At 65.4% G+C, this 22,761-nt stretch carries 21 protein-coding genes; 5 read left to right on the top strand and 16 right to left on the bottom strand.

The features are described from left to right. Nucleotides 1–222: 222 nt before the first annotated feature. Nucleotides 223–1,707, bottom strand: coding sequence for an NAD(P)H-hydrate dehydratase (locus ACIBJI_RS18450; RefSeq protein ID WP_364346274.1), 1,485 nt, complete (start codon nt 1,705–1,707; stop codon nt 223–225). A gap of 120 nt (nt 1,708–1,827) precedes the next feature. Between ACIBJI_RS18450 and ACIBJI_RS18445 the strand changes: the two genes are divergently transcribed. Next, nucleotides 1,828–2,253: a cupredoxin family copper-binding protein gene (locus ACIBJI_RS18445; protein ID WP_364346272.1), complete on the top strand. Its 426-nt coding sequence runs from the start codon at nt 1,828–1,830 to the stop codon at nt 2,251–2,253. A 501-nt stretch (nt 2,254–2,754) separates the two neighbouring features. Here ACIBJI_RS18445 and ACIBJI_RS18440 read toward each other — a convergent pair. After that, complete coding sequence (locus ACIBJI_RS18440) at nt 2,755–3,228, bottom strand: MarR family transcriptional regulator (RefSeq protein ID WP_364346270.1); 474 nt, start codon at nt 3,226–3,228, stop codon at nt 2,755–2,757. A 138-nt stretch (nt 3,229–3,366) separates the two neighbouring features. Between ACIBJI_RS18440 and ACIBJI_RS18435 the strand changes: the two genes are divergently transcribed. Next, nucleotides 3,367–4,563 (top strand): MFS transporter, encoded by a 1,197-nt coding sequence (locus ACIBJI_RS18435; RefSeq protein WP_397084986.1) that lies wholly within the window; start codon nt 3,367–3,369, stop codon nt 4,561–4,563. 197 nt (nt 4,564–4,760) lie between these two features. Here ACIBJI_RS18435 and glmS read toward each other — a convergent pair whose 3' ends face one another. Next, a complete protein-coding gene (gene glmS, locus ACIBJI_RS18430) occupies nt 4,761–6,641 on the bottom strand; it encodes a glutamine--fructose-6-phosphate transaminase (isomerizing) (protein WP_364346266.1) in 1,881 nt (626 codons plus the stop codon). Between the two features lie 36 nt (nt 6,642–6,677). Here glmS and ACIBJI_RS18425 point away from each other — a divergent pair, with 36 nt between their 5' ends. Continuing rightward, nucleotides 6,678–7,535: a dienelactone hydrolase family protein gene (locus ACIBJI_RS18425; RefSeq protein WP_397084984.1), complete on the top strand. Its 858-nt coding sequence runs from the start codon at nt 6,678–6,680 to the stop codon at nt 7,533–7,535. On the opposite strand, the gene ACIBJI_RS18420 is transcribed toward ACIBJI_RS18425, so the two are convergent. Both ACIBJI_RS18420 and ACIBJI_RS18415 read right to left on the bottom strand, forming a co-directional pair. Further along, nucleotides 7,536–8,087 carry a TetR/AcrR family transcriptional regulator gene (locus tag ACIBJI_RS18420; RefSeq protein ID WP_397084982.1) on the bottom strand — a complete coding sequence of 184 codons (552 nt, stop codon included), beginning with the start codon at nt 8,085–8,087 and terminating at the stop codon, nt 7,536–7,538. It abuts the gene before it with no gap. 26 nt (nt 8,088–8,113) lie between these two features. Next, entirely contained in the window at nt 8,114–8,563 is a 450-nt protein-coding gene (locus ACIBJI_RS18415) for a DUF6640 family protein (protein WP_397084980.1), read from the bottom strand. 417 nt (nt 8,564–8,980) lie between these two features. Between ACIBJI_RS18415 and ACIBJI_RS18410 the strand changes: the two genes are divergently transcribed. Next, nucleotides 8,981–9,262 (top strand): hypothetical protein, encoded by a 282-nt coding sequence (locus tag ACIBJI_RS18410; RefSeq protein WP_364346258.1) that lies wholly within the window; start codon nt 8,981–8,983, stop codon nt 9,260–9,262. Between the two features lie 12 nt (nt 9,263–9,274). Here ACIBJI_RS18410 and ACIBJI_RS18405 read toward each other — a convergent pair whose 3' ends face one another. The 5 genes from ACIBJI_RS18405 to ACIBJI_RS18385 form a co-directional block, all read right to left on the bottom strand. Further along, nucleotides 9,275–9,658, bottom strand: coding sequence for a hypothetical protein (locus ACIBJI_RS18405; RefSeq protein WP_397084977.1), 384 nt, complete (start codon nt 9,656–9,658; stop codon nt 9,275–9,277). A 49-nt stretch (nt 9,659–9,707) separates the two neighbouring features. Continuing rightward, nucleotides 9,708–11,330 carry a hypothetical protein gene (locus ACIBJI_RS18400; protein WP_397084975.1) on the bottom strand — a complete coding sequence of 541 codons (1,623 nt, stop codon included), beginning with the start codon at nt 11,328–11,330 and terminating at the stop codon, nt 9,708–9,710. 43 nt (nt 11,331–11,373) lie between these two features. Further along, the gene (locus ACIBJI_RS18395; protein ID WP_364346252.1) at nt 11,374–11,700 is read right to left on the bottom strand and encodes a hypothetical protein; all 327 of its coding nucleotides are present in this window, start codon (nt 11,698–11,700) and stop codon (nt 11,374–11,376) included. A 454-nt stretch (nt 11,701–12,154) separates the two neighbouring features. Further along, nucleotides 12,155–12,463, bottom strand: coding sequence for a DUF6802 family protein (locus tag ACIBJI_RS18390; RefSeq protein ID WP_364346250.1), 309 nt, complete (start codon nt 12,461–12,463; stop codon nt 12,155–12,157). A gap of 113 nt (nt 12,464–12,576) precedes the next feature. Next, the gene (locus tag ACIBJI_RS18385; RefSeq protein ID WP_364346248.1) at nt 12,577–12,774 is read right to left on the bottom strand and encodes a PspC domain-containing protein; all 198 of its coding nucleotides are present in this window, start codon (nt 12,772–12,774) and stop codon (nt 12,577–12,579) included. A gap of 172 nt (nt 12,775–12,946) precedes the next feature. Between ACIBJI_RS18385 and ACIBJI_RS18380 the strand changes: the two genes are divergently transcribed. Then, nucleotides 12,947–14,605, top strand: coding sequence for an ABC-F family ATP-binding cassette domain-containing protein (locus ACIBJI_RS18380; RefSeq protein ID WP_396957464.1), 1,659 nt, complete (start codon nt 12,947–12,949; stop codon nt 14,603–14,605). 36 nt (nt 14,606–14,641) lie between these two features. On the opposite strand, the gene ACIBJI_RS18375 is transcribed toward ACIBJI_RS18380, so the two are convergent. From ACIBJI_RS18375 to ACIBJI_RS18350, 6 genes are all read right to left on the bottom strand, one after another. Beyond that, nucleotides 14,642–15,334, bottom strand: a complete 693-nt coding sequence (locus tag ACIBJI_RS18375) for a hypothetical protein (RefSeq protein ID WP_364346244.1) — start codon at nt 15,332–15,334, stop codon at nt 14,642–14,644. A gap of 214 nt (nt 15,335–15,548) precedes the next feature. Beyond that, nucleotides 15,549–16,925 carry a phosphoglucosamine mutase gene (gene glmM / locus ACIBJI_RS18370; protein WP_364346536.1) on the bottom strand — a complete coding sequence of 459 codons (1,377 nt, stop codon included), beginning with the start codon at nt 16,923–16,925 and terminating at the stop codon, nt 15,549–15,551. A 209-nt stretch (nt 16,926–17,134) separates the two neighbouring features. Continuing rightward, on the bottom strand, nt 17,135–17,635 hold the full coding sequence (gene rpsI / locus ACIBJI_RS18365; protein ID WP_364346242.1) for a 30S ribosomal protein S9: 501 nt from the start codon (nt 17,633–17,635) through the stop codon (nt 17,135–17,137). Next, complete coding sequence (gene rplM / locus ACIBJI_RS18360) at nt 17,632–18,075, bottom strand: 50S ribosomal protein L13 (RefSeq protein ID WP_040686710.1); 444 nt, start codon at nt 18,073–18,075, stop codon at nt 17,632–17,634. The genes rpsI and rplM overlap by 4 nt, the downstream gene beginning before the upstream one ends. A 145-nt stretch (nt 18,076–18,220) precedes the next feature. Beyond that, complete coding sequence (locus ACIBJI_RS18355) at nt 18,221–20,080, bottom strand: hypothetical protein (protein ID WP_364346239.1); 1,860 nt, start codon at nt 20,078–20,080, stop codon at nt 18,221–18,223. Between the two features lie 70 nt (nt 20,081–20,150). Then, nucleotides 20,151–22,745, bottom strand: coding sequence for an FHA domain-containing protein (locus ACIBJI_RS18350; RefSeq protein WP_364346237.1), 2,595 nt, complete (start codon nt 22,743–22,745; stop codon nt 20,151–20,153). Nucleotides 22,746–22,761 lie beyond the last annotated feature (16 nt).

Below are 22,761 nucleotides of genomic sequence, written 5' to 3'. Positions count from 1 at the left end.
TGGGTCGTCGAAGTGGCGTCCAGGCCAGCACACGTCACTTCGTGTCGAGCGTGGGTGAGGTGCGGATTGCCGCACGAAGGTGGTCGAGTGAGAGCAGACGCGAAGGTGGGTGTTCTCATGGGCGGCGATGGCATAGAGGGCGCCGGTTGCGGTTGCCGAGACCAGTGCATCTCGCCGGGGTCGCCGATGCGGCAATGAAGGCGCGGGCCGGGCCGGCGCGCGTCACTTCCCCGCAACCGTGCGCAAGGTGCGGATTGCCGCACGCAGGTGGTCGAGGAGAGGGGATGCGGAGGTGGGGGCGGCAGATGGGTGGTTTTCATGGGCGGCGAGGTTGGCGGCGAGGGCGTGGACGCGGGCGGCAGCGGCGGCGGACCAGGCGGGGTCGTAGCCCGCGGCGAGGAGGGCGCCGATGATGCCGGACAGGACATCACCCGCACCGGCGGTGGCGGCCCAGGAACCACCTGCTTCGTTGACGAGTACGGGGCGACCGGGGCTGGCGATGAGGGTGGCTCGGCCTTTGAGCAGGACGGTCAGTTGCCAGGATTCGGCGAGGTCGCGGACGGCGGCTACCCGGTCCTGGCCGAGCTCTTGTCCGGTCAGGCGGGCGAATTCGCCTGCGTGCGGGGTCAATACAGTGGGGGCGGTGCGGCTGCGGACCAGGTCGGGGTCGCTGGCGAGCAAAGTCAGGCCGTCGGCGTCGACGACGACAGGAAGGTCGGTTGCGAGGATTTCGGCAAGTCGTTTGTGGGCGTCGGTATCGGTACCGGCGCCAGGGCCGAATACCCAGGACTGCACTCGGCCGGTGGACGCGATGGTCTGGGCGGCAATTACTTCGGGAAAATGGCCGAGGACCTCGGCCGAGCCGGTTCCGGCGTAGCGAACCATGCCGGAGGTGGCCGCGACGGCGGCGCCGGTGCACAGTACAGCGGCGCCGGGATACGTCGCGCTGCCCGCGCAGATACCGGTGACGCCCTGGGTGTACTTGTCGTCGGTTGGTCCCGGAATCGGCCACCGCGCACCGATCTCCGCTGGCTCCAGCGCCGCGAGATTCGGTTCGGGTAGTCGTAAACCGATGGGTACCAATTCGATTCGGCCGCAGTAGGGCGCGGCCATGGCATGCACCGGCTTATAAGCGCCGAATGCGACCGTGACCTCAGCGCGGACAGCAGGGCCGGTGACCGCGCCGGTGTCCGGATCGACTCCGCTCGGGAGATCGGCGGCGATGATCGGAACATCCAGAGCGGCAACGAGTTCCGCGGCGCTTGGACGGAGGGGGCCACGGCCGGAGATGCCGACGATGCCGTCGATCACGAGGTCGGGTGCAGCCGAATTGATTTCGTAGTTCGCGCCATCGGCACGCAGAACATCCGATGCAGTTCGGACCCGACCGCCTGCCTTGCGCAGGGCAGCAAGGCCTTTCGCGTGCGCGCGTTCCGGATTCAGCAGCACGGCAGTGACAGCGGCGCCGCGGCGGCGGAGCATCGATCCAGCCCAGAGCACGTCCCCGCCGTTATCGCCGGAACCGACAAGCAGCAATACCGACCTGCCCGTGATACCACCGGTCCGCGCCCGCAACTCGCTCGCGACCACCGTCGCCAATCCGTAGGCCGCCCGATGCATCGGCATACCCTCGGGGACGCGGGTGAACAGCTCGGCCTCTGCCGCGCGCACTTCATCTGCGGTGAAATAGCCCCGCTGGCTGGACATGAACGCTCGCCTCCACTGCGTCGATCGGGCACTGCGGTTCCGCTGGTACGGGATACGCCGAAGCGGCAACGCCATGGCGCTGCGCGGACCCGCACCGTCAGCAGACTACGCTTGGCGGTCATGCCGATGGTGCGCCGCGCGATGTCCACCCGGATCGCAACCGGATCCGTCCTGGCTGCGATGCTATTGCTGACAGGCTGCGGCTCCGGCGATACGAACTCGACCGCCACATCGACCACCGCGAAGTCCGGCCACACGACGACCCCCACCAAGTCCGGCGATTCGAAACCCGCCGCCGTCACTGTCGGCGTCACGGATATGAAGTTCTCCCCCGCCGATGTCACCGTCAAGGTCGGCGAGACCGTGACCTGGAAATTCAAGGACTCCGTCCCCCACACCGTCCAGGGCATCGGCGATAAGGCCATGGGCCTCAACAGCCCGATCTTCGACAAGGGCGAATGGAGCTACACCTTCTTCGCCCCCGGCACCTACCGCTATCTGTGCTCCCTGCATCCTCAGATGCGCGGCACCGTCACCGTCGAATAGCCGAGCCGCCTTCTCCGGCTCTCCGAAAGCGCAGATGCAGGGGTAATCGCGCTCGGATGGATCGAGCACGAAGGCATTTCCGCACACCAGCGTCGAGCCAGCCTTCCACAGCGGGATGATGGGAAGTTGAACAGATGATGCCCGCAAGCACAGCCCCAGCAGAATGCCTCTTTGCCACGATCACGGCCCAACCACCGCAGGGGCATCATCTGCCGCCCGATATACATTCCGGCGTGAGCGCAGACGACCTATCCTGAGCCGCACCATCACCATCGAAGTAGCCGGGCCAGATCCCCCAGACGTCTCCGCCACGGTCACACCCTCGCTGGCACCTGCCAAGACACTCGATGCACGATCCGAGCCGAGCGCGGGGGTCGGATCATCACGACGTTCAACCCGCGAACCATGTTGAGCCGGTTCGGACCACTCGTCCCCATGGCAGCAGGCACATGCGACCAGCGGGAGGGGCAGTGTGCCCGTCACTGGCGCGCCGACGAAAGGTTACGCCTGCGGGATCCGGGCAGCGTTGGTGTTCATCGCTTCCACGGCGGCGACCAGCGGGGCAAGTTCGGGGTCGGCGGCGGCTTGGCCCAGAGCGCTGGACAGGGCGGTGTCGTGGGTGGGGCGGGCGCGGGTCAGTAGTTCCAGGCCCGCGGCGGTGACGTCGGTGTAGATGCCGCGGCGATCGTCGGGGCAAAGGTAGCGCTGTAGCAGGCCGCGGTCTTCGAGGCGGGTGACCAGGCGGGTCGTCGCACTCTGGCTGAGCACCACGGCTTCGGCGACTTGATTCATACGCAGGTGACCGCCGGGTCCGTCGTGCTGGCGGCTGAGCACGACGAGCAGCGAAAACTCGCGCACGCTCAGCTCATGACCGGATTGCAGGGCGCGTTCGATATGCGCCTCGATCCGATCGTGCAGCAGCGACAGTGCGTACCAACCATCGGCCAGGCCGGTCAGGGCGGCATCCGCGGTCATGACGTTCCTTCGCATCGGGGCTCGTACGTCCAGGATAGATGACGTACGCAATAGCCCGCGTTTGCAATTAACACGCGTCTGCAATTATTGTTGACGCTTATAAAGCTCAGGCGCAACATCACGTGGAGGCTCGCGCTCATGCCGCTCGCACTACTCGCTCTGACACTCGGGGCCTTCGGAATCGGCACCACCGAATTCGTTGTCGTCGGACTGCTGCCCGACATCGCAGACACCTACACGGTGTCGATCCCCACGGCAGGTCTGCTGGTCACCGGGTATGCGCTCGGCGTGCTGGTCGGTGCGCCGATCATGACCGGGCTCGGCACCCGGGTATCCCGCAAGCGCATGCTGCTCGTCAGCCTGTTGCTGCTGATCGCGGGCAATGTATTGTCCGCGCTCGCACCGACTTTCGGTCTCATGCTGACCGGACGCATCGTTGCCTCGCTCGCACACGGCGCCTTCTTCGGCATCGGATCGGTGGTCGCCGGAAATTTGGTCGGCCCGGATCGCAAGGCCGGTGCGATCGCCATGATGTTCACCGGACTGACCGTCGCGACCATCGTCGGTGTGCCGCTGGGCACCCTGCTCGGCCAGCAGTTCGGTTGGCGACTCACCTTCCTCCTCGTCGCACTGGTCGGCTTGGCAGGTCTGATCGGTGTCACCGCGCTGGTGCCGGAACAGCCCGCGCCTCATGACGCGCGCCTACGTCACGAACTCGCCGTACTCACCAACCCGCAGGTGCTGCTCTCGATGGCCATGACCGTGCTCGGCTTCGGCGGCGTCTTCGCCGCGATCACCTACCTCGCACCGATGATGACCGAGGTCACCGGCTATGCGGAGAGTTCGGTCACCTGGCTGCTTGTCCTGTTCGGCATCGGCTTCTTCCTCGGCAATCTGATCGGCGGCAAATTCGCCGACCGCCATTTGATGCCGATGCTCTACACCACCCTCGGCGGCCTCGCGCTGGTGCTCGCACTGTTCACGCTCACCGCACACAACACGGTCGCGGCAGCCATCACCGTCGTCCTGATCGGCGCCCTCGGCTTCGCGACCGTCCCGCCGCTACAGAAGCGCGTCCTCGACCAGGCAGGCAATGCGCCGACCCTGGCCTCGGCCCTCAATATCGGCGCCTTCAACCTCGGCAACGCGATCTCCGCCTGGCTCGGCGGCGTTGTCATCGCCGCGGGATACGGGTACACCTCACCCAACTGGGTTGGAGTCATCCTGGTCGTGAGCGCGCTGGGTCTGGCGGTCGTGTCGGGCAATCTCGAACGTCGCGGTGCCGAAACGCCAAGCGAGACAACCGAAACCCTCGTCGCGGCTAACCGGTCCTGAAGACCTCGTAACCGGCGGCGCTGATCGGCCGTCGCCGGTCACGACTGTCCACGCCGAACTACATCCAGGTCGCAACGGCGCAGCACAGGCTTCCGGTCTCGCCGCGGTGTCCTCGCCCTTGGCGAAGGTTTCACCGCCGTCCTGTCGAGCAAGCCACCGCAACTCCCCCGCCGACAGCACATATACGAGCCTTCTCGCTATTCGACGGTGACGGACTTCGCCAGATTGCGCGGCTTATCGATGTCGTACCCACGAGCCTGAGCCACTTCGGCGGCGAATATCTGCAGCGGAACGGTCGACAGTAGCGGCTGGAAAAGCGTTGGTGCCGAAGGGATTTCGATGAGGTCGTCGGCGAACGGACGCACCGTGTCATCGCCCTCCTCGGCGATCACGATGGTACGGGCGCCGCGGGCCTGGATCTCACGGATATTGCTGAGCAGCTTCGAGTGCAGTACCGCGCGCCCCTTGGGTGAGGGCATGACGACGATCACCGGCAGCCCCTCCTCGATCAGTGCGATCGGGCCGTGCTTGAGCTCACCCGCCGCGAATCCCTCGGCGTGCATGTACGCGAGTTCCTTGAGCTTGAGCGCACCCTCCAGCGCCACCGGATAGCCGACGTGGCGGCCGAGGAACAGCACGGTCGGCACGTGCGCCAGTTCCCTGGCGATCGCGCGCACCTGCGGAGCGGTATCCAATACCCGCTGCACCAGGTGCGGCATCGCCTCGAGTTCGGCGAACTCGCGCGCCACCTCATCCGGATACTTGGTGCCGCGTGCCTGCGCCAAGGCCAGCCCGACCAGGTAGTTCGCGGCCACCTGCGCCAGGAATGCCTTGGTGGACGCGACACCGATCTCCGGTCCGGTCCTGGTGTAGAGCACCGCGTCGGACTCACGCGGAATCTGTGCGCCATTGGTATTGCAGATGGCGAGCACGCGCGCCTTCTGCTCCTTCGCGTGCCGCACCGCCTCGAGAGTGTCGGCGGTCTCGCCCGACTGTGAGATCGCCACTACCAGTGTGGACCGGTCCAGAACCGGGTCGCGGTAACGGAATTCGCTGGCCAACTCGACCTCGACAGGCAGCCGGGTCCAGTGCTCGATCGCGTACTTGGCCAATAGTCCGGCGTGATAGGAGCTGCCACAGGCGACGACGAATACCTTGTCGAAGTCGCGCAGTTCCTGATCGGCGAGGCGCTGCTCGTCCAGCACGATCCGGCCACCGGCCTCGTCGTGAGTGAAGTGGCCGATGAGCGTATCGGCGACACCGGCGGGCTGCTCTTCGATCTCCTTCAGCATGAAGAAGTCGTGCCCGCCTTTCTCGGCGGCGGCCAGATCCCAGTCGATGGTGAACGGTCGGGTCCGCGCCGAGCCGTCGTTGCCGGCGAAGTCGGTGACCGTGTAGGTGTCGGCGGTAATCACGACGGCCTGGTCCTGGCCGAGCTCGACGGCCTCGCGGGTGTGCTCGATGAAGGCGGTGACATCGGAGGCGATGAACATCTCACCCTTGCCGACACCGACCACCAGCGGCGTCGAGCGGCGGGCGGCAACAATGACGTCCGGGTGGTCGGCATGGGTGAAGACCAGCGTGAACGCACCCTCCAGCCGACGCAGCACGGCCAGCGCGCTAGCCGCGAAATCACCCGCGGTCGGGCCCTCGGCATATGCGCGCGCGACCAAGTGCACGGCGACCTCGGTGTCGGTATCACTGCTCAGTTCGACACCGGCGTCCTCAAGCTCCCGACGCAGCGGCGCGAAGTTCTCGATGATGCCGTTGTGCACCACGGCCACCTTGTTGGTGGTATCGCGGTGCGGATGGGCGTTGCGGTCGGTCGGCGCGCCGTGGGTGGCCCAGCGGGTGTGCCCCATGCCGGTGGTCCCGGCGAAGTGGTCGGTCCCGATTTCGGCGAGTTCGGCCTCGAGATTGGCCAGTTTGCCCGCCTTGCGCTCCACCGCCAACACGCCCACGCCATCCAGGATCGCGACGCCTGCCGAGTCGTATCCTCGATATTCCATGCGGCGCAACGCGTCAACGACAACGCCGAGGGCATCCCGGTATCCGACGTATCCCACGATTCCGCACATGGCTCATCAGAGTACTTATCGGATAACGTTCACGTCGTGTCGGCGTCTGTGAAATCACTCGTGAGCACCCTGACCAGCCGGGGGCCCCACCGCGTACTGCGCGGCAATCTCGCCATCGCCGGTCAGCCCGGCGTGGTGTTCACCCCGGAGTCCGGACTGAATCTACCCGCGATCGCCTTCGGCCATGGCTGGCTGACCGGTGCCGCCAACTATCGCGCCACGCTCGAACACCTGGCGTCCTGGGGTTTTGTGGCCGCCGCCCCAGATACCGAGCGGGGGCCGATTCCGTCACACCTCGGATTGGCCACCGATCTGCTGACCACGCTCGATATCTGCACCAGCGTGCGGCTCGGCGACGGCACGATCAGCGTGCATCCGGACCGGCTGGCGCTGGCCGGACACGGCATGGGCGCGGGCGCCGCGGTGATCGCCGCCGGACAGCGTCGGGTCGCCGCCGTTGCCGCCCTCTACCCCGCTCCGACCGCGCCGTCCGCCGAGACCATCGCACCCGATATCGACACGCCCGCGTTGGTGTTGGCGGGGGCGACCGATATCGAATCGGTCAGCTCGAATGCGATCCCGCTGACCGCAGCGTGGGCCGGACCGGTGGTGTTGCGGGCAGTCGACGGGGCGTCACATAACGGCATTGTCGAAGGGCGGCGTGCGCTGGCCGCGTTGGGTGCGGGCAAGCATGAGTCCAAGACGGCGCGGACCACGCGGGCCCTGCTCACCGGATACCTGCTGCACAAACTATTGCGCGACAAGACGTATGCCGCGTTTTCCGATCCGGAAGCGGTTATCCCGCACACCACTGTTATCGATCCGGAAGCGCCGCACGAGGAGGAGAAGCCGAAGCTCTCGGTCCTGCAGCTCGCACAGCTGTTGCGCAAGTGATCATGGCCGGAGGCCGTCGAGCGCGAGCTCGATGAACCGCCGCCAGTCGCCGAATCCGTCGCGACTGATCGTGGCGACCGCGCCGACGATCATATAAAGGTCGGCGACGGTCGCATCCGCGCGAATGCTGCCATCGGCTCGCCCCCTGGCCAGCAGTTCCGCGCCGAGTTCCGCCAGGTCGTCACGGACCGTACCGCGCGGTTCGGTATCGCCCAGTACCGATTCGATGGTGCCGGACAGCGCACGCCCCTGCTCATGCACTTCGGCGACATGGCCGAGGAAACCGGCCAGCGCCTGCCGCGTATCCGGATTCGGGAGGCAGGTACGTCGCACATGCTCGAGAATTCCGGCGAAACGCTGTTCCGCGGCCGCCTCGATCAGGGCCCGGCGGGTCGGGAAATGCCGGTAGATGGTGCCGACCCCGACCCCCGCGGCACGTGCCACATCGGCCATCTGCACCTCGTCACCGTGTGCGGCGAACAGTGCCGTCGCGGTGGCGAGGACCTGGTCGCGATTGCGGGCGGCGTCGGTGCGGAGTTTGCGGTCGGTCATCGATCTCCCTGTCTGCTGGCCGTAGGTTAGCCTCGGGTCCGTGCGCGGGTGCGCTCGACAACGATCGCTAGCGTCAAGGCAATCAGCATTACCAAGGCGATGAATAGTTGCGGGTCCATACCGATGACCCTGGTGGCGTCGGCCGCGTGCTCGGGGTCCTGAGCTGCGGTGCCGGGGAACAGCAGCGCGCCGAACATGGCCAGCCAGGTGACCGATCCGAGTGCGGCCGCCAGCAAGAACTGGGCGCGGAGGTTTCCCGATCGCTGCCACAGGACCACCAGTCCGATCGCACCGATGAGTGCGCCCATGCCGATGTATTGGGCGTCGTGGAATTTGGCGTGCGGAGGCCATGCGGGGTTGTGCAGGTGGAGGTCGGCGACGTCGGGGATGACCAGGTCGGCGAGGAGCGGGCCGATGAGGGTGTTGAGGAGGACGGCGCCGACAAGGATTCGCGGGAGGGTCCAGTGGGTGGTCATTGGGAGTCCTATCGGTCAATCAATGAACCGGAATCCGATTCCGATTCCGATTAGACGGTAGCGCTGTGCGATGCGGACTGTCAACGGGCCGTTGGCATTCCGGGTGTTCGACCAGGTTGCGGACCCTTGACCAGCAGCGAGAACCCAGGGCGAGATCGCGCGCACGTCCCCGGCGGCGCAATCGGCAAAAGATCCGGACCCACCGTCCCCACCAGTCCGCACCTGGCCACCGCACAACCACCCGCTCCGGCCAGCCGCACGACGCATTCGCAGGCCTGAATCGTCGGCGCGGCCGGAGCGAGCCGCGGCGAAACCGAAACTTGTGGGCTGAAACGCCACGGACGCGCCGCACTCGGTCACGAACCACCTGCACGATCGATTGGAATCTCCAGATGGCTGAATGCCCCAGGGAGCCAGATGATTTCGCCCGCACCGTGGTTCAGCCCAGCGAACGGCCGCTTCCCCAATCCACTCCGCTACACCTGCCGTTTCGCCTACCGCGACGACTTCGACACCCACCGAGTCACCATGCGCGAGCGCTACTCCCCCGACGAACTCGAAGAGATCCAACTCGCCGTGCACACCCTCACGAGCTCGACGATCCGCGCCCAAATCTTCGGCGGCACAACCCAACACAAGAACCCGGCGATCAACCAACCAACCCAACGCCTCCGCGAAGCCGAAGAAGACCGCTGGTAGCCCCGGCAATCCTCAGATCAACCAGCTCTGACGGCGGTAATACTCGGACTCCTCGTCGCCCTCCTCGTCGATGGGGGTCACAACATCGTGTGCTTTGCGAGCCGCAATCGACCGCGCAATCGCCTCACGCTGCTCGCGGGCATCCGCCTCCAGGCGCTCTCGCTCGGTCTGCGCCTCGACCTCGAGCCGCTCCTTCTCTTCCGCCTCAGCCTTTGCCTTCGCTAGCTCTTCGGCATGGTCTTCCCAAAACCGACTCATTTCTATGGCGGACTGTTCGGCGAGTTCACGGTCCTTGTCGGCGGTCCGCCTATTGATCTCCTCGAACTCGTCCAGCAGCATCGTTGACCGTCGACGGATCTCCTCGACGATTTGTTCCATTTCGTCCGAATAGTTCACGATGACACCCCTCCTCGACGGTTACCGATCACGTTGGCGCGGACCGACTTCACAGCGGCCCCGCCTCCGCCAGTTCGGCACCGCTGTCGGCAGGCTCTTCCGGTTGCGGATCTGCTTCCGGCACCAGTTGAGGTTTATGCTCGCCGTCCTCTTCCTGCTTGCCAGCCGAGGGGGCGCCCGGCACGGTACCTGGACTGCCGCCGTTGTTGTCGTCGGTAGCCGGAGTTCCCGTATCGGGCTTGTCAGTGGAGGTCGATTTGTCGTCGTTCCCGTTCGATCCGTCGGTGGAGATGACTGGATTGCCATTGTCATCCAGCGTCACGCCGTACTCATGCGATTTGCCGTCACTGTCGGTCATCACGAGCTTTGGCTGACCATCCGCACCTATCTCGACCTTCACATGCTTTCCACCCAGGTCGAACTCGGCTGCGGTCTTGTTCGTGTCCCCGTCCGGCTTGCCGTCGCCGTCCTTGTCCTCGGTTTCCGTTGTCTCGAAGGCCTTCGTCAGCTGCTCTATCGCATTGTCGACGCTGTCCTTGATCGAGGTACCCAATGAGGTGAGACCTTGACTCACAGACTCGCCGAGCGATGTCAATTGCGAAGCTGCCGACGTCAACGATGACAACCCCGACAGGAGGCTGCTCGCCGTAGTGGTGTTCGTCGAAGTCGGATTCGTTGTGCCCGGCGTACCGGGAGTGCCCGGCGTACCGGGAGTGCCCGGCGTACCGGGAGTGCCCGGCGTACCGGGAGTGCCGGGTGACCCTGGAGTCCCAGGGGTGCCTGGCGTACCGGGAGTACCTGGAGTGCCCGGAGCCTCGGTCGGCACTCCTGCCGGGCGGTCGTACCGGGCATCCGAGACCTTGTCCAGATCCTGGATAATTTTGTCGTATACCTGCTTGACACCGCGGTCTGCCGAGTCGCACGAATCAGTGAAGATCTTGATCTTGGCCGCATAATCAGGTTTGAAGACATTGTCGAGCCAGTGCCTGCAGCGCGATTGAATGTGCTGCTGGTAATCGGATCCCGGCAGAATTCCGAGAACGTTATCCGCCGTCCAAGCATCGAATCCCCCCTGTAGATCAGGAAAGATTCTGCGCAGCTTGCTCAGCAAGCTATTACTTTGCCAACCGTTACTTACCGCAATACTCGTGCCGGAGATAATGTCATCAATATCCTCTGGCGTCTTCTCCGCGATACGAATACCGTCGCCGTTCTCGAGGATATAACGGACGGCCTCGGCTTTGATTTTCGCGGCCGCACGCAGGCCTTCGAAAGCGCCTGCGATGGACTTCCATGCATCCCCCGCTGCTTTCCAATTCGCGTCCGCTTGACCTATCTGTTTGTTCAGCATGTCAAGCGCCGCAGTTCCAGCCTCCCCTGACCAGAGCGTCGGCATTGTCTTCGCGTATCCACGCTGAGCATCCAACTGCGTTCCGCACTCCTGGAGCACCACCTGCAGCTTTGTCGAGGTGTTCAGGAGCTTGTCTTCGTTCAACCCGTTCTGCTCGTAATAGCGCTTATGGAGTTGCGAATAGTCTGGAAAATCGGCTGGCAAATTACCTCCAAAAGCGCGTTTATAGCGCGGCTGGAAGTACTCGAAGTACAGCAGAGCTCGGGAGCCGATGTCGAGATATTGTTCGACCGATCCGTTCGCAGGTACCTCAAATGCCATACTAACGACCCCCTCGGGCTACTTCTCGACTGCTCGAACGCAGCTACGATTTTTTGTCATTGCCGATCTTTGCGATATCGCGAGAGTTTTCGTCGTCAGTACTCGAGTACTTGACAACCGACGCCCCGATAACGTCCGACGTCGCCAATGTTGCCTCGGACCAATTACCCAACCATGTGTAGATCTTCTCCAGTCCGTCCTGGATCTTCTTCCCACGGTCGTGGTAGTTTTCACCAGCATCGGCAGGCCCGAACAAATAGTCGGCCACATCCTTGGCGCGATTTCGCACCGCTTGGCCCGAACCTCCGAGGTCATTTGCGAATCGCCCGAGTTCCCCAGTCTTGACGCCGAGCATGCTTGAATCGCCCACTATCCAGTCCCCTCCTTCTCCGGTTGCCGACCAGACCGACTTCAGCTCGCGACACTGATGCCGCCATACTTCCTTCGACGCACGCGGCTGACGTTCGGTTCCATCGGATCCGTCGGCTGATTCTGTCAGCAGAATCTACTGGTTGGGCGAACCAGCTACAACGGACAATGGGCCATCGAGGAGAGCATCACCACAGCCGTGGCGGTCAGCGGGTGCAGGGTTCCGCAGGTTCCAATGATCCGCACATGAACCGCACGGGTCATCGCAGCCTACGGCCGGGTGGGCCCACGAAGATCTGGGATGTGGAGGCCGTTGTCCGACAGTGTAATTGGGGTCAGCCGGACAGCGAAGGCGTCGAGGCAGTCCGACAGTTACGGCTAGATGTCACCGAGTCGATTCGGGACGGCCTCACCCGGCGAACGAGGCTGCGCCAAAAATCGATACCGCTCAGCGACTAGTGTCCGATCTTCCCCTGATCGGTCCGCACCCACTCCGAGGTTCCATCCGGATGCCGATGGAACTCCCATGCGGAGTAATCGCCGTCCTTCTCGACCACGGTGACCTGGTCGGCGAAGCCGTCGTGGTCCCAGTCGGTCCAGACCTGCATGGCCTCGGGGCCGGTGGTGGTGATGGTGTCGAGGGTGCCGTCGCCGTCGATGTCCTGGGTCGGATGGTGCAGTTCGACTTCACCGAGGCCGTCCAGGGAAGAGGATGCGTCGATGCCGGGTAGATCCATGCCCGGGAATTCACCTGAGGTGATCATGACTCCTCCTGGTCGGGACTCGTGTGGGTGACACGGCGGTCGATCGGTGGGTACCGGTCCATAGTGTCATCCGCGAGTCCCGGACGCAGCTCCCAGCCCCTATTTATCGGGGATCATTTTTTCGGAATGATCAGCCACAGAACCAGATACACGACGAACTGCGGACCCGGGAGCAGGCAGGACAGCACGAAGAGCAACCGGACGACGTTGGCGTTCCAGCCGAAGTATTCGGCGATGCCGCCGCAGACGCCGGCGATCCACTTGTCGTTGTGGGAGCGGTTGAGTCGGCGGGTGGGCGCGGGGGCGGTCATTGTGTTCCCTCTCTGGTGATGTGCGGTACGACATCAACTCTGCCGGGGTAAATCGCGCCTGACATCGGTCGCATGACCTATCCCGACCCTGATTTCCGCAGGCTATGGACTCAGGGTGTAACCCCGAGCACGGACCCGCGGTGCTGACGTGCGGCACCGACACGGCAGACTCATGCTGGTGAGCACCACTCTGCACGCGCGCGGACTGTCCGCGGGCCACGGCGAACGCACCCTGTTCGACGACCTCGATTTCACCCTCGCGCCGGGTGATGTGATCGGTTTGGTCGGCATGAACGGTGCCGGCAAGTCGACGCTGCTGCGCATGCTCGCGAACCGATCGACACCCACCGGCAGTATCACGTTGTCCCCGCCCGACGCCACCGTCGGGTATTTGGCGCAGGAGCCCGAGCGGATTGCCGGGGAGACGGTGCTCGAATTCCTCGGCCGCCGAACAGGTGTCGCCGAAGCACAACGCGAAATGGATGCTGCGGCCGAACGTTTGGCTGACGGTGGCGAGGACGAATATTCACCGGCCCTGGAGCGCTGGCTCGCGCTCGGTGGTGCCGATCTGGATCAGCGCGCAGAGGAGGTCGCGGCGGATCTCGGACTCGCGGAAAGCCTGCCGAACGGCCTCGACACCTCGATGACCGGACTTTCCGGCGGCCAGGCGGCCCGAGCGGGACTCGCATCGGTCCTGTTGTCTCGCTTCGACATTCTGCTGCTCGACGAGCCGACCAACGATCTCGATCTTGATGGTCTCGCCCGGCTGGAACAGTTCGTGACCGGCGTGCGGGTACCGCTGATGGTCATCAGTCACGACCGAGAGTTCTTGTCGCGCACCGTGAATCGGATCGTCGAACTCGATCTCGCGCAGCAGCGGGTCGGGATCTACGACGGCGGCTACGAGGCGTATCTGATGGAGCGCGAGATCGCCCGCCAGCACGCGCGCGAGGCCTACGAGGAGTATGCCGACACCAAGGCCGGTCTCGAGTCCCGCGCCCAAATGCAGCGCAATTGGCTCGAGCACGGCGTTCGCAATGCGCGCCGAAAAGCCCGCGACCCCAAGAAGGTCGACTCCGACAAGGCGGGCCGCAAGATGCGCGCTGAATCCACCGAGAAGCAGGCCGCCAAGGCCCGCCAGACCCAACGGCGCATCGAGCGCTTGGATGTGGTCGAGGAGCCGCGCAAGGAGTGGGAGCTGCACATGTCCATTGCCGCGGCCCCACGCAGCGGCTCGGTGGTCGCCACTTTGTCGAATGCGACCCTCACCCGAGGGGATTTCGAGCTCGGCCCGATCACCACCCAGGTCGACTGGGCCGACCGCATCGTGCTGACCGGCGCCAATGGTTCGGGTAAGTCCACACTCCTGGCCCTGCTGCTCGGAAAAACCCAGCCGGACAACGGAACGGCCGCGCTGGGTTCCGGCGTGGAAATCGGCGAGGTCGACCAGGCACGCGGGCTCTTCAGCGGAAGTACCGCCCTCGCAGAAACTTTCAGCGCTGAAATGCCCGAGTGGCCCGACGCCGAGGTCCGCACCCTGCTGGCCAAATTCGGCCTCCGTGGCCCACATGTCCTGCGCCCCTGCGAAACCCTTTCCCCCGGCGAGCGCACCCGTGCCGCCCTCGCCCTGCTCCAAGCCCGCGGCGTCAACCTGCTGGTCCTGGACGAACCAACCAACCACCTCGACCTCCCCGCCATCGAACAACTCGAGCAGGCCATCGAATCCTTCGAAGGCACCATGCTTCTGGTGACCCATGACCGCCGCATGCTCGACTCGATCACCGCGACCCGCCGCTGGCACATGAGCAACGGCCACCTCACCGAAAGCTAAGAGCATGCCGGTGCCCATGATTTCCAGCCACGGGGCTCAGTCGCGCCGATCGGGAGCGTGTCGAGTCGGAGATGGAATGCCGGTTTTCCGGAGCGGATCAGTGAATCGCAGCGAGCTCAGTCCGGTACTGGTGCATTCCAGGCGGGTGGAGAGGGGGCATTTGGGCTCGGGGGCGGTCAGGGTGATCAGTTCAGCGGCTTGGGTGTAGCCGCGGCGTCTGTGGTGGCGTTGGAGTTCGGTGGCGAGTGCTGCGCGGGAGATGCCCAGGCACAGTGCGGATTCCAGGGTGGCCAAGGCTTCGCGGCGGTGGGCGGTGCGGGCTAGGTCGATCGCGGTGCGGGTGGGGTTTGTGGCCACTATGCCGTGGATCAGTTCTAGTTCGGCTTTGTCGACGTGGTCGCGATGCACGAGAAGGCGGCAGGAGCGCGAATCCCGAATGCCCAGTACGTGGGTGGATTGGCTATGCGGTATTGCGAGACCGTGCAGTTCGGCGGCGGTGTGATAGGCGGCGACAAGGGTTGGTACCCCCATGGATAGTCGGGCTGCCTCGACGCGGAGTTGCGCGGAGGGTTGGGTGGTTGCCTCGCGGAAGACGCCGCGGAAGACCCGGACCCATTCGCCTCGGTCGAGCAAGGTTCGCATCTCCGCGCGGGTGTACTCGCACAGCACCTGCCATGCGGTGAATACCCCGAATTGCTTATCCCGTACTTCTTCCAGGCCTGGTCGCATACGCCAACTATCGGCGAAACCAAACGCCGCCCTCAGCACCTGACCAGTGCAAACCAGAAAGTCTGTGGATAAGCGATTCGCTGTGGACAACTCGCCGCGCGCGAGCACGCAGCAGCCACTCGAGCCCAGCGGCCATGCGGCTGTCATGCCGAGCGCGCAGCTTTGATGCGGTGTGCGACGCCGGGACGCGCGGCCGATCGTGCCGCTGACCCAACTACACTGCGGCGACGCGCTTAGCCAGATCCTCGGCCAATTGCTGGGCTTGAACCGGGTCGGTGGCCTCGACCATCACCCGGACCAGCTGCTCGGTTCCACTGGGGCGCAACAGGATCCGCCCGGAGTCACCGAGGGCCCGTTCGGCTTCCGCTACCGCCTCACGGATTTCGGGGGCCGCAGCGACCGTGGCCTTGTCGGTAACCGGAACGTTCACCAGCACCTGTGGCACGGTCTGCAGCACCGAAGCCAAATCGGCCAGCGTGCGGCGAGTCTGCGCCATACGAGCCATCAGTTTCAATCCGGTGAGGATGCCGTCGCCGGTGGTGCCGTAATCGGGGAACACCACGTGGCCGGACTGTTCGCCGCCCAGGTTGTAACCGCCGCGACGCAACTCCTCGAGGACGTACCGGTCGCCAACGGCGGTGGTACGCAAGGTGATTCCAGCTTCGCGCATCGCGATGTGCAGACCGAGGTTGCTCATGACGGTGGCGACCAAGGTGTTCTGGACGAGCGAGCCGGTCTCGTGCATGGCCAGCGCGAGAACGGCCAGGATCGCGTCACCGTCGACAATCGCACCGTTGGCGTCGACGGCCAGGGTGCGGTCGGCATCGCCGTCGTGTGCGATGCCGAGGTCCGCGCCGTACTCACACACCGCGCGCTGGATCTGGTCGAGATGCGTCGAGCCGCAACCGTCGTTGATATTCAGGCCGTCCGGCTCGGCGTTGATCGCGACCACCGTGGCTCCGGCGGCGCGGTACGCGGCAGGACCGACCTCGGCAGCCGCGCCGTGCGCGCAGTCGACCACGACGGTCAGCCCGGACAGATCCTGCCCGGTCGCCTCGACCAGATGCTCGACGTAGCGCTCATGCGTTCCGGCCACGCTGTACTGATCAGGGATGACCTGTCCGTGGTCCCTGGCGCCTGATGCATTCAATACCCGACCGATCCCCGCGCCGACCGGACGCAGTGGCGCGCCCTGGGCGATCAGCGCCTCGATCCGGTCTTCGATCGCGTCATCGAGCTTGTGCCCGCCCGCCGCGAAGATCTTGATCCCATTGTCCGGCATGGGATTATGTGAAGCCGAGATCATGACGCCGAGGCAGGCGTCGTACAGACCGGTCAGATATGCCACGGCGGGTGTCGGAAGTACCCCGACCGAAAGCACATTCACGCCTGCGGCGGTCAGGCCTGCGGTCACCGCGGCCTCGAGCATCTCGCCGCTGGCGCGTGGATCGCGACCGACCACAGCGAGCGGGCGCTCCTTGCCGCGGCTCAGGATCTGCGCCGCCGCCCCGGAAACCTGTAGCGCCAGTTCCGGACTCAGTGATCCATTGGCAAGCCCGCGGACTCCGTCGGTGCCGAACAAACGTCCCATTCCCTCGCCCATCATCGGTGGATCCGCGCGGCGCGCCCGAAGGCGGCGGCCGGTGCGACCGGGAAGTGCCCCGCGAATGCCTCGAGTTCATACAGCACGAGAGCAGGCGCCCAGCTGTCTGGAAGCCTGCTCTCGCACAGGTGCCCCGCCGACCGTACCGTCTCCGACACCTCGAGGGTGCCGGATGACGGCGGCCGACGTAGCCAAAATCAGCGCTTCGAGTACTGCGGCGCCTTGCGGGCCTTCTTGAGGCCGTACTTCTTACGCTCGGTGGCACGCGGGTCACGTGTCAGGAAGCCGGCCCGCTTCAGGGCGGGACGGTCATCCGGGGTGACCTCGATGAGCGCACGGGCGATGGCCAGACGCAGCGCACCGGCCTGGCCCGAGGGGCCACCGCCGACGAGACGCGCGTGGATGTCGAAGGACTCGGTCCGCTCGACGGTCACCAGCGGCGACTTGACCAGCTGCTGGTGCACCTTGTTCGGGAAGTAGTCCTCGATGGTGCGGCCGTTCAGCACGAAGTTGCCGGAACCCGGCAGCAGGCGCACGCGAACGACGGCTTCCTTACGACGACCGACGGTCTGCACCGGGCGGTCGATCACGACCGGGGCGTAGCTGGCGGGCTCGGCCTCGTAGCCGTAGTCCTCCTCGACGACCTCGACGTTGGCGTCCTCGGTGTAGTCCTCGTTGAATTCCTCAGGAGCGGTCACTGGGCCACCTGCTTGATCTCGAACGGAATGGGCTGCTGGGCGGCGTGCGGATGCGTCGGGCCCGCGTAGACCTTCAGCTTGCCCGCGATGGCGTTGCCGAGCTTGTTCTTCGGGATCATGCCCTTGACGGCCTTCTCCACGAGACGATCGGGGCGCGACTCCAACACCTGACCGACAGTGCGCGACTTGAGGCCGCCCGGGTGTCCGCTGTGGTGGTGGATCAGCTTGTCCGCCTTCTTGTTGCCGGAGATGGCAACCTTGTCGGCGTTGATGATGATGACGAAGTCGCCACCATCGAAGTTCGGCGCGTAGGTCGGCTTGGTCTTGCCGCGCAGCAGATTCGCTGCCTGGACGGCGAGACGGCCGAGCACTACGTCAGTGGCGTCGATGACGTACCACTTACGGGTCACGTCACCCGCCTTGGGGCTGTACGTAGGCACAGTGGTTCCCTGTCTGTAGTCGGTGTTGCCAGCCACGGCGTGCAGTCGAGTGAGTTCCCGGCGGCCGGTGGAGACCCGGGGCTCGACGCAGTTCCACACGCCAACGGGCAACGATACCAGCCATGCCCCAGCGGTATGAAACCGGTCAGATCTCGATCGGCGGCCCATGGTCGATGGCGCCGGGCGGGCCAGGGACCACGTAGCGGGGGACGTCGATGCTCGGCTGCGCGCACTCCGCGCCCGCGGCGTCGAATCCGGAGTCGCCCTGTTCCGTCACCAGACCCGGGTCGTACCCGCGAGCCGCGGCAATGCCCTCACGCTGCTCATTGGTGACGTATGGAGTCAATGGGCAGGAGACCGGCGCCCCGGCGAGCGAAGCGGCCAGTTCGACGCGGTCACCACCGGACGGCATGGCCATCGCGGCCAATGCGGCGGCGCCGGCCACCGCGGGCGCGCCGAACAACTTGCCCCAGCGCTTGCCCTTACGCGGTTTGTCATCGTCGTCCGATTCGCGGGGGCGCCATTCCGAACCGCTCTGTGGCGGTTGGTCTTGCGGCGGTTGGTAGGGAGCTCGCGGCCCCGGCGGTGGCACCGACCCTTGCGACGGCGGCCCCGGGGGCGTGGGCGGGCGACCGATAACGGTGGGCCGCTGTTCTTCGTGATACTGCCCGGGCGGGCGGGTGAATCGGCTACCCAACTCGGCGAGGTTCGGTGGTAAAGACTCCCGGCTGACCCGAGTGGTCGGCTCTTCCCCAGTCGGCTCGGTCGCCGGCCGCACCGTCGGATATCCGGGCCCGTACTGCACGACTGGCGGATGTGTCCGACCGGTGTCATGAGGCCCCTGCCCCCGGTCAGGCCGGACTTGCCCCTGATCGGGAGGGCCCTGCCCTTGCTCCGGACGCACCTGCCCCTGATCAGAATGGACCGGCCCTTGGTCGGGACGCCCCTGTTCCGGCCTGCCCTGCTCCGAACGAGACGACACATCCCGCCCCTGCAACGCCTCCGCCTGCCGCTGCGCCGACAATGCCTGCGCGGCCTCCACCTGCCACTGCGTCAAGGCCTGCTGCTGTGCCGATTCGGCCTGATACTGCGCCGACTCCACCTGCCGCGCCCGCGGCGGCGGTGCCGGCTCGGCATGCCGCCCCGCCGACTCCGGCTCACCGTTCTCGTTATCGGTCACCAGCAGGTGCGAGGCGCCGAGCACCAGCGCGTGCATCGGGTGATCGGCCACGTGCAGCCGGTGCCCGAGATGGTTCTGGAAGGCCAACCGCAGCGCGTCGTTGAAACAGACATTGCCGGACAGCAGCAACGTCGAGGTGTCGGCACCGATCGAGCGGGCCGCGGCCATCACCTCGATCACCACATTGTCGGCCGAACGCGCATCGCGCATGGCCTCCGCGGTGACCGGCACGTCGACCGATTCGGTCGGCTGCTCGTCGTCGCCGTGCACCGCGACGACCAGCATGGTCCGCCCGTCGGAGTACACACCGGTCGCGCCGATGCCCTGCGGATTGCGATCGTCCGGGGACCGCACCAGCCCGAGCGCACGCACATATCCGGACAGCGCGACGCTTTCCGGCAGCGGTTCGACCGTGACATCCAGCCGCTCGACCAGGTCGACGTACACATCGACCTTCGCGTCCGGCCAGCCGTCCGGGAACGGCAGCGCGACCAGATCCGGTTTACCGCGCAGATATTTGCCGACGGCCGCGAGTGGGTTGTACATGCGGGCACGAAAGACCAGCTCTGCGGGCCAGGTCGCACCGGCCACCACGATCTGCGGATGGCCGAGGATGTCGCGCACATCGGCGATCGCCATCCCCAGATCCGGCCGCTGCCGCTCCACTCCGGCGGTATGCAGCCGACCCGAAGAATCCGCAAGCAGATATGCCGGCGGCGTGTATGTCCCTTCTACCTGCACGGGGCGGATCGGTGTCCCACCGCCGCCCGCGGCAACAGACACCACATCCCACCCGAGATGTACTGCCCCAACTCGCACCGTCACAGGCATAAGTGTGCCTGTTGCGCGAGCGACATGCTCACCACATCCGGTGAGAACCCGCCTGAGCAGCCCGTCACGCGTTCGACTTCCGCAACCGCAACCGGCGCCAGGTGATAATCGCCAACACCGCGGTTATCCCGACGAGCAGGCCGATATCGAGATACCAGATATTCGGCTCGTGCTTCCACAACGCATCGGGTTGCGCATTGGCGAACAGTGTCCGAATATCCACCGTCGACGCCCCGGCCGCATATCCCCACCGTGCCGGGAACAGCCACGAGATCTGCTCGAGCACCACCCGGTTGGTCACCGGAATCAGACCGCCCGCCATCACCAGCTGGACCATGATCATCACCACGAGCATCGGCATGACCTGCTCGTTGGACCTCGCCAGACTGGACAGCAGCAAGCCGAAGACCACACAGCACACCGCGGTCAACGCGATATCGAGATAGAGCTCGGCGGGCCCGTTCGGGATCACCGAACCCTCCAGCGGCGGCTTCTTACCGACCAGCGTGATGCCGACCAGCACCGCCGCCTGCAGGAATGCCGTAACGCTGAATATCGCGATCTTGGCGAGAAGGTATGCCGAAGGCAGCAGCCCGACCGCGCGCTCGCGATAGAAGATGGTGCGCTCGCCGACCAGATCGCGCACGGTCAGCGTCGATCCCATGAAGCAGGCGCCCAGAATCAATACGACGAGCAACTGCTGCGTCTCGCTGCCCCCGGACGGGACGAAGAACACATCGTTGCCGCTCTGCACCTGCTCCAGCGGACCGCTCTGGAAACCGTTGCTGCCCGGCACCACCAGCGACAGCGCACCGAGGATGAAGGGCAGGATCACCAGGAACGCCAAATAACCGCGGTCGGCGAAGATCAACCGCACCTGCCGTCGCGCCAAGGTGGAGAACTGCTTGGCGCGCCCGGATTGCGGCGGACTGCCCGCCGACCCCTGCCGCGGCGGTGCGGGCGGTGGTGGCGGTGGCGCGAAGGCCAGCCTGGACCGATACGCGGCGAATGCCTGATCCGGATTCGCGGCCACCCGCCCGAAGATCTCGGCCCAGTCGCTGGTGCCCATGGCCGCGCCGACGCTGGCCGGATGACCGCAGAAGGCGGTCTTGCCACCGGGCGCGAGCAACAGCACCTGATCACACATGTCCAGACAGGCCACCGAGTGGGTGACCACGATGACGGTGCGTCCGGCATCGGCCAGTTCGCGCAGCATCGTCATCACCTGACGATCCAGCGCCGGATCCAGACCCGAGGTCGGTTCGTCCAGAATCAGCAGCGACGGACCGGTGAGCAGTTCCAGCGCCACCGACGCGCGCTTGCGCTGACCACCGGAGAGCCGGTCGACCCTGGTGTCGGCATGTTCGGTGAGCGAAAGTTCTTGCAGTACACCGTCGATCACCTGCTGGCGGTCGGCCTTCGAGTTGTCCGGCGGCAGTCGAAGCTCCGCCGCGTAGCCGAGGGCCTGACGCACCGTGAGCTGACGGTGCAGCACATCGTCCTGCGGCACCATGCCGATGCGGGAACGCAGCGCCTCGTATTCGGCGTGCAGGTTGCGGCCTTCGAAGGTGACCACACCGCCGGAGGGGTGGGTGCTGCCCGCGATCAATTTCGACAGCGTCGATTTGCCCGCGCCGGAGGGTCCGATCAGTGCGGTGAGGGTGCCCCGCCCCGCCTGCATGTTCACATCGACGAGCAACTGCTTATTGCCCTCGACGGTGAAGCCGACGCCGTGCACGTGCAGACCCTGCTCGGCGACCGGCTTCTGCCGATGTACCAGTGCGCCCTGCTGGACGACGAAGTCGATATTGCCGATGGTGATGATGTCGCGCTCACGCAGCACCGTGCGCTGCTCGCGATGGCCGTTGACGAAGGTGCCGTTGGCCGAGCCGAGGTCCTCGATGGTCAGGCCCTCGGATGCCGCGACCAGGCGGGCGTGCTTGCGCGAGGCCAGCGGATCGTTGACGACGATCTGATTGTCAGAGGTACGACCGATATCGAGTCCGCCGGGGGGGAGGCGATCGGCCCTGGCAATCGGCGCTGTGGATGGTCGCGTGCGGACCGGGGGCAGCATCGAGGTGTCGGCCTTGAAGGTCATATTGACATTCGGCTGCTGCGGTTGGGAGGGCGGTGGCTGCTGGGGTTGCGGCTGCGACGGTGGCTGTGGGGGGTGCTCTGGGCGTTGCTGCTGCGGGGGTTGCTGCTCTGGACGTTGCTGTTGCGGACGCTGCTGGGAGGGGGCCGGTGCCTGCGGTGTCCGTCGCGGATGTTGATAACCCGGCGGCACCGACGACTGCGGTTGCGACGGTGGCGGTTGCGCCGCCGGCGGCCGCTGCTGCCGGGCCGGCGTCGCGGGCAGCAGATGCAGTAACGGACCACTTATCGCATCACCGAGGCGCACCTGCGTCGGCCGATTGATCGGCACCGGCTGACTCAACCGACGCGCATCCACGAAAACGCCGTTGGTGCTGCCGTTGTCGGTGAGTACCCAGTTGTTGCCTTGCCAGGCGAGCGTCGCATGCACCCGCGAGACCAGCGGACTGTCCACGAAGAGCGTCACTTCCGGTGCGCGACCCATCGTGACCTGTTGATTCGAATCGAAGACCCGTTCGGTTCCATCATGGCGCACGGTGATGGTCTGCGCCCCCGGTAAAGACATGCAGCGGATACTATTC

The organism is Nocardia sp. NPDC050408, assembly GCF_044458905.1.
Classification (GTDB): domain Bacteria; phylum Actinomycetota; class Actinomycetes; order Mycobacteriales; family Mycobacteriaceae; genus Nocardia.
This window is presented reverse-complemented; position numbering and strand designations above follow the sequence as displayed.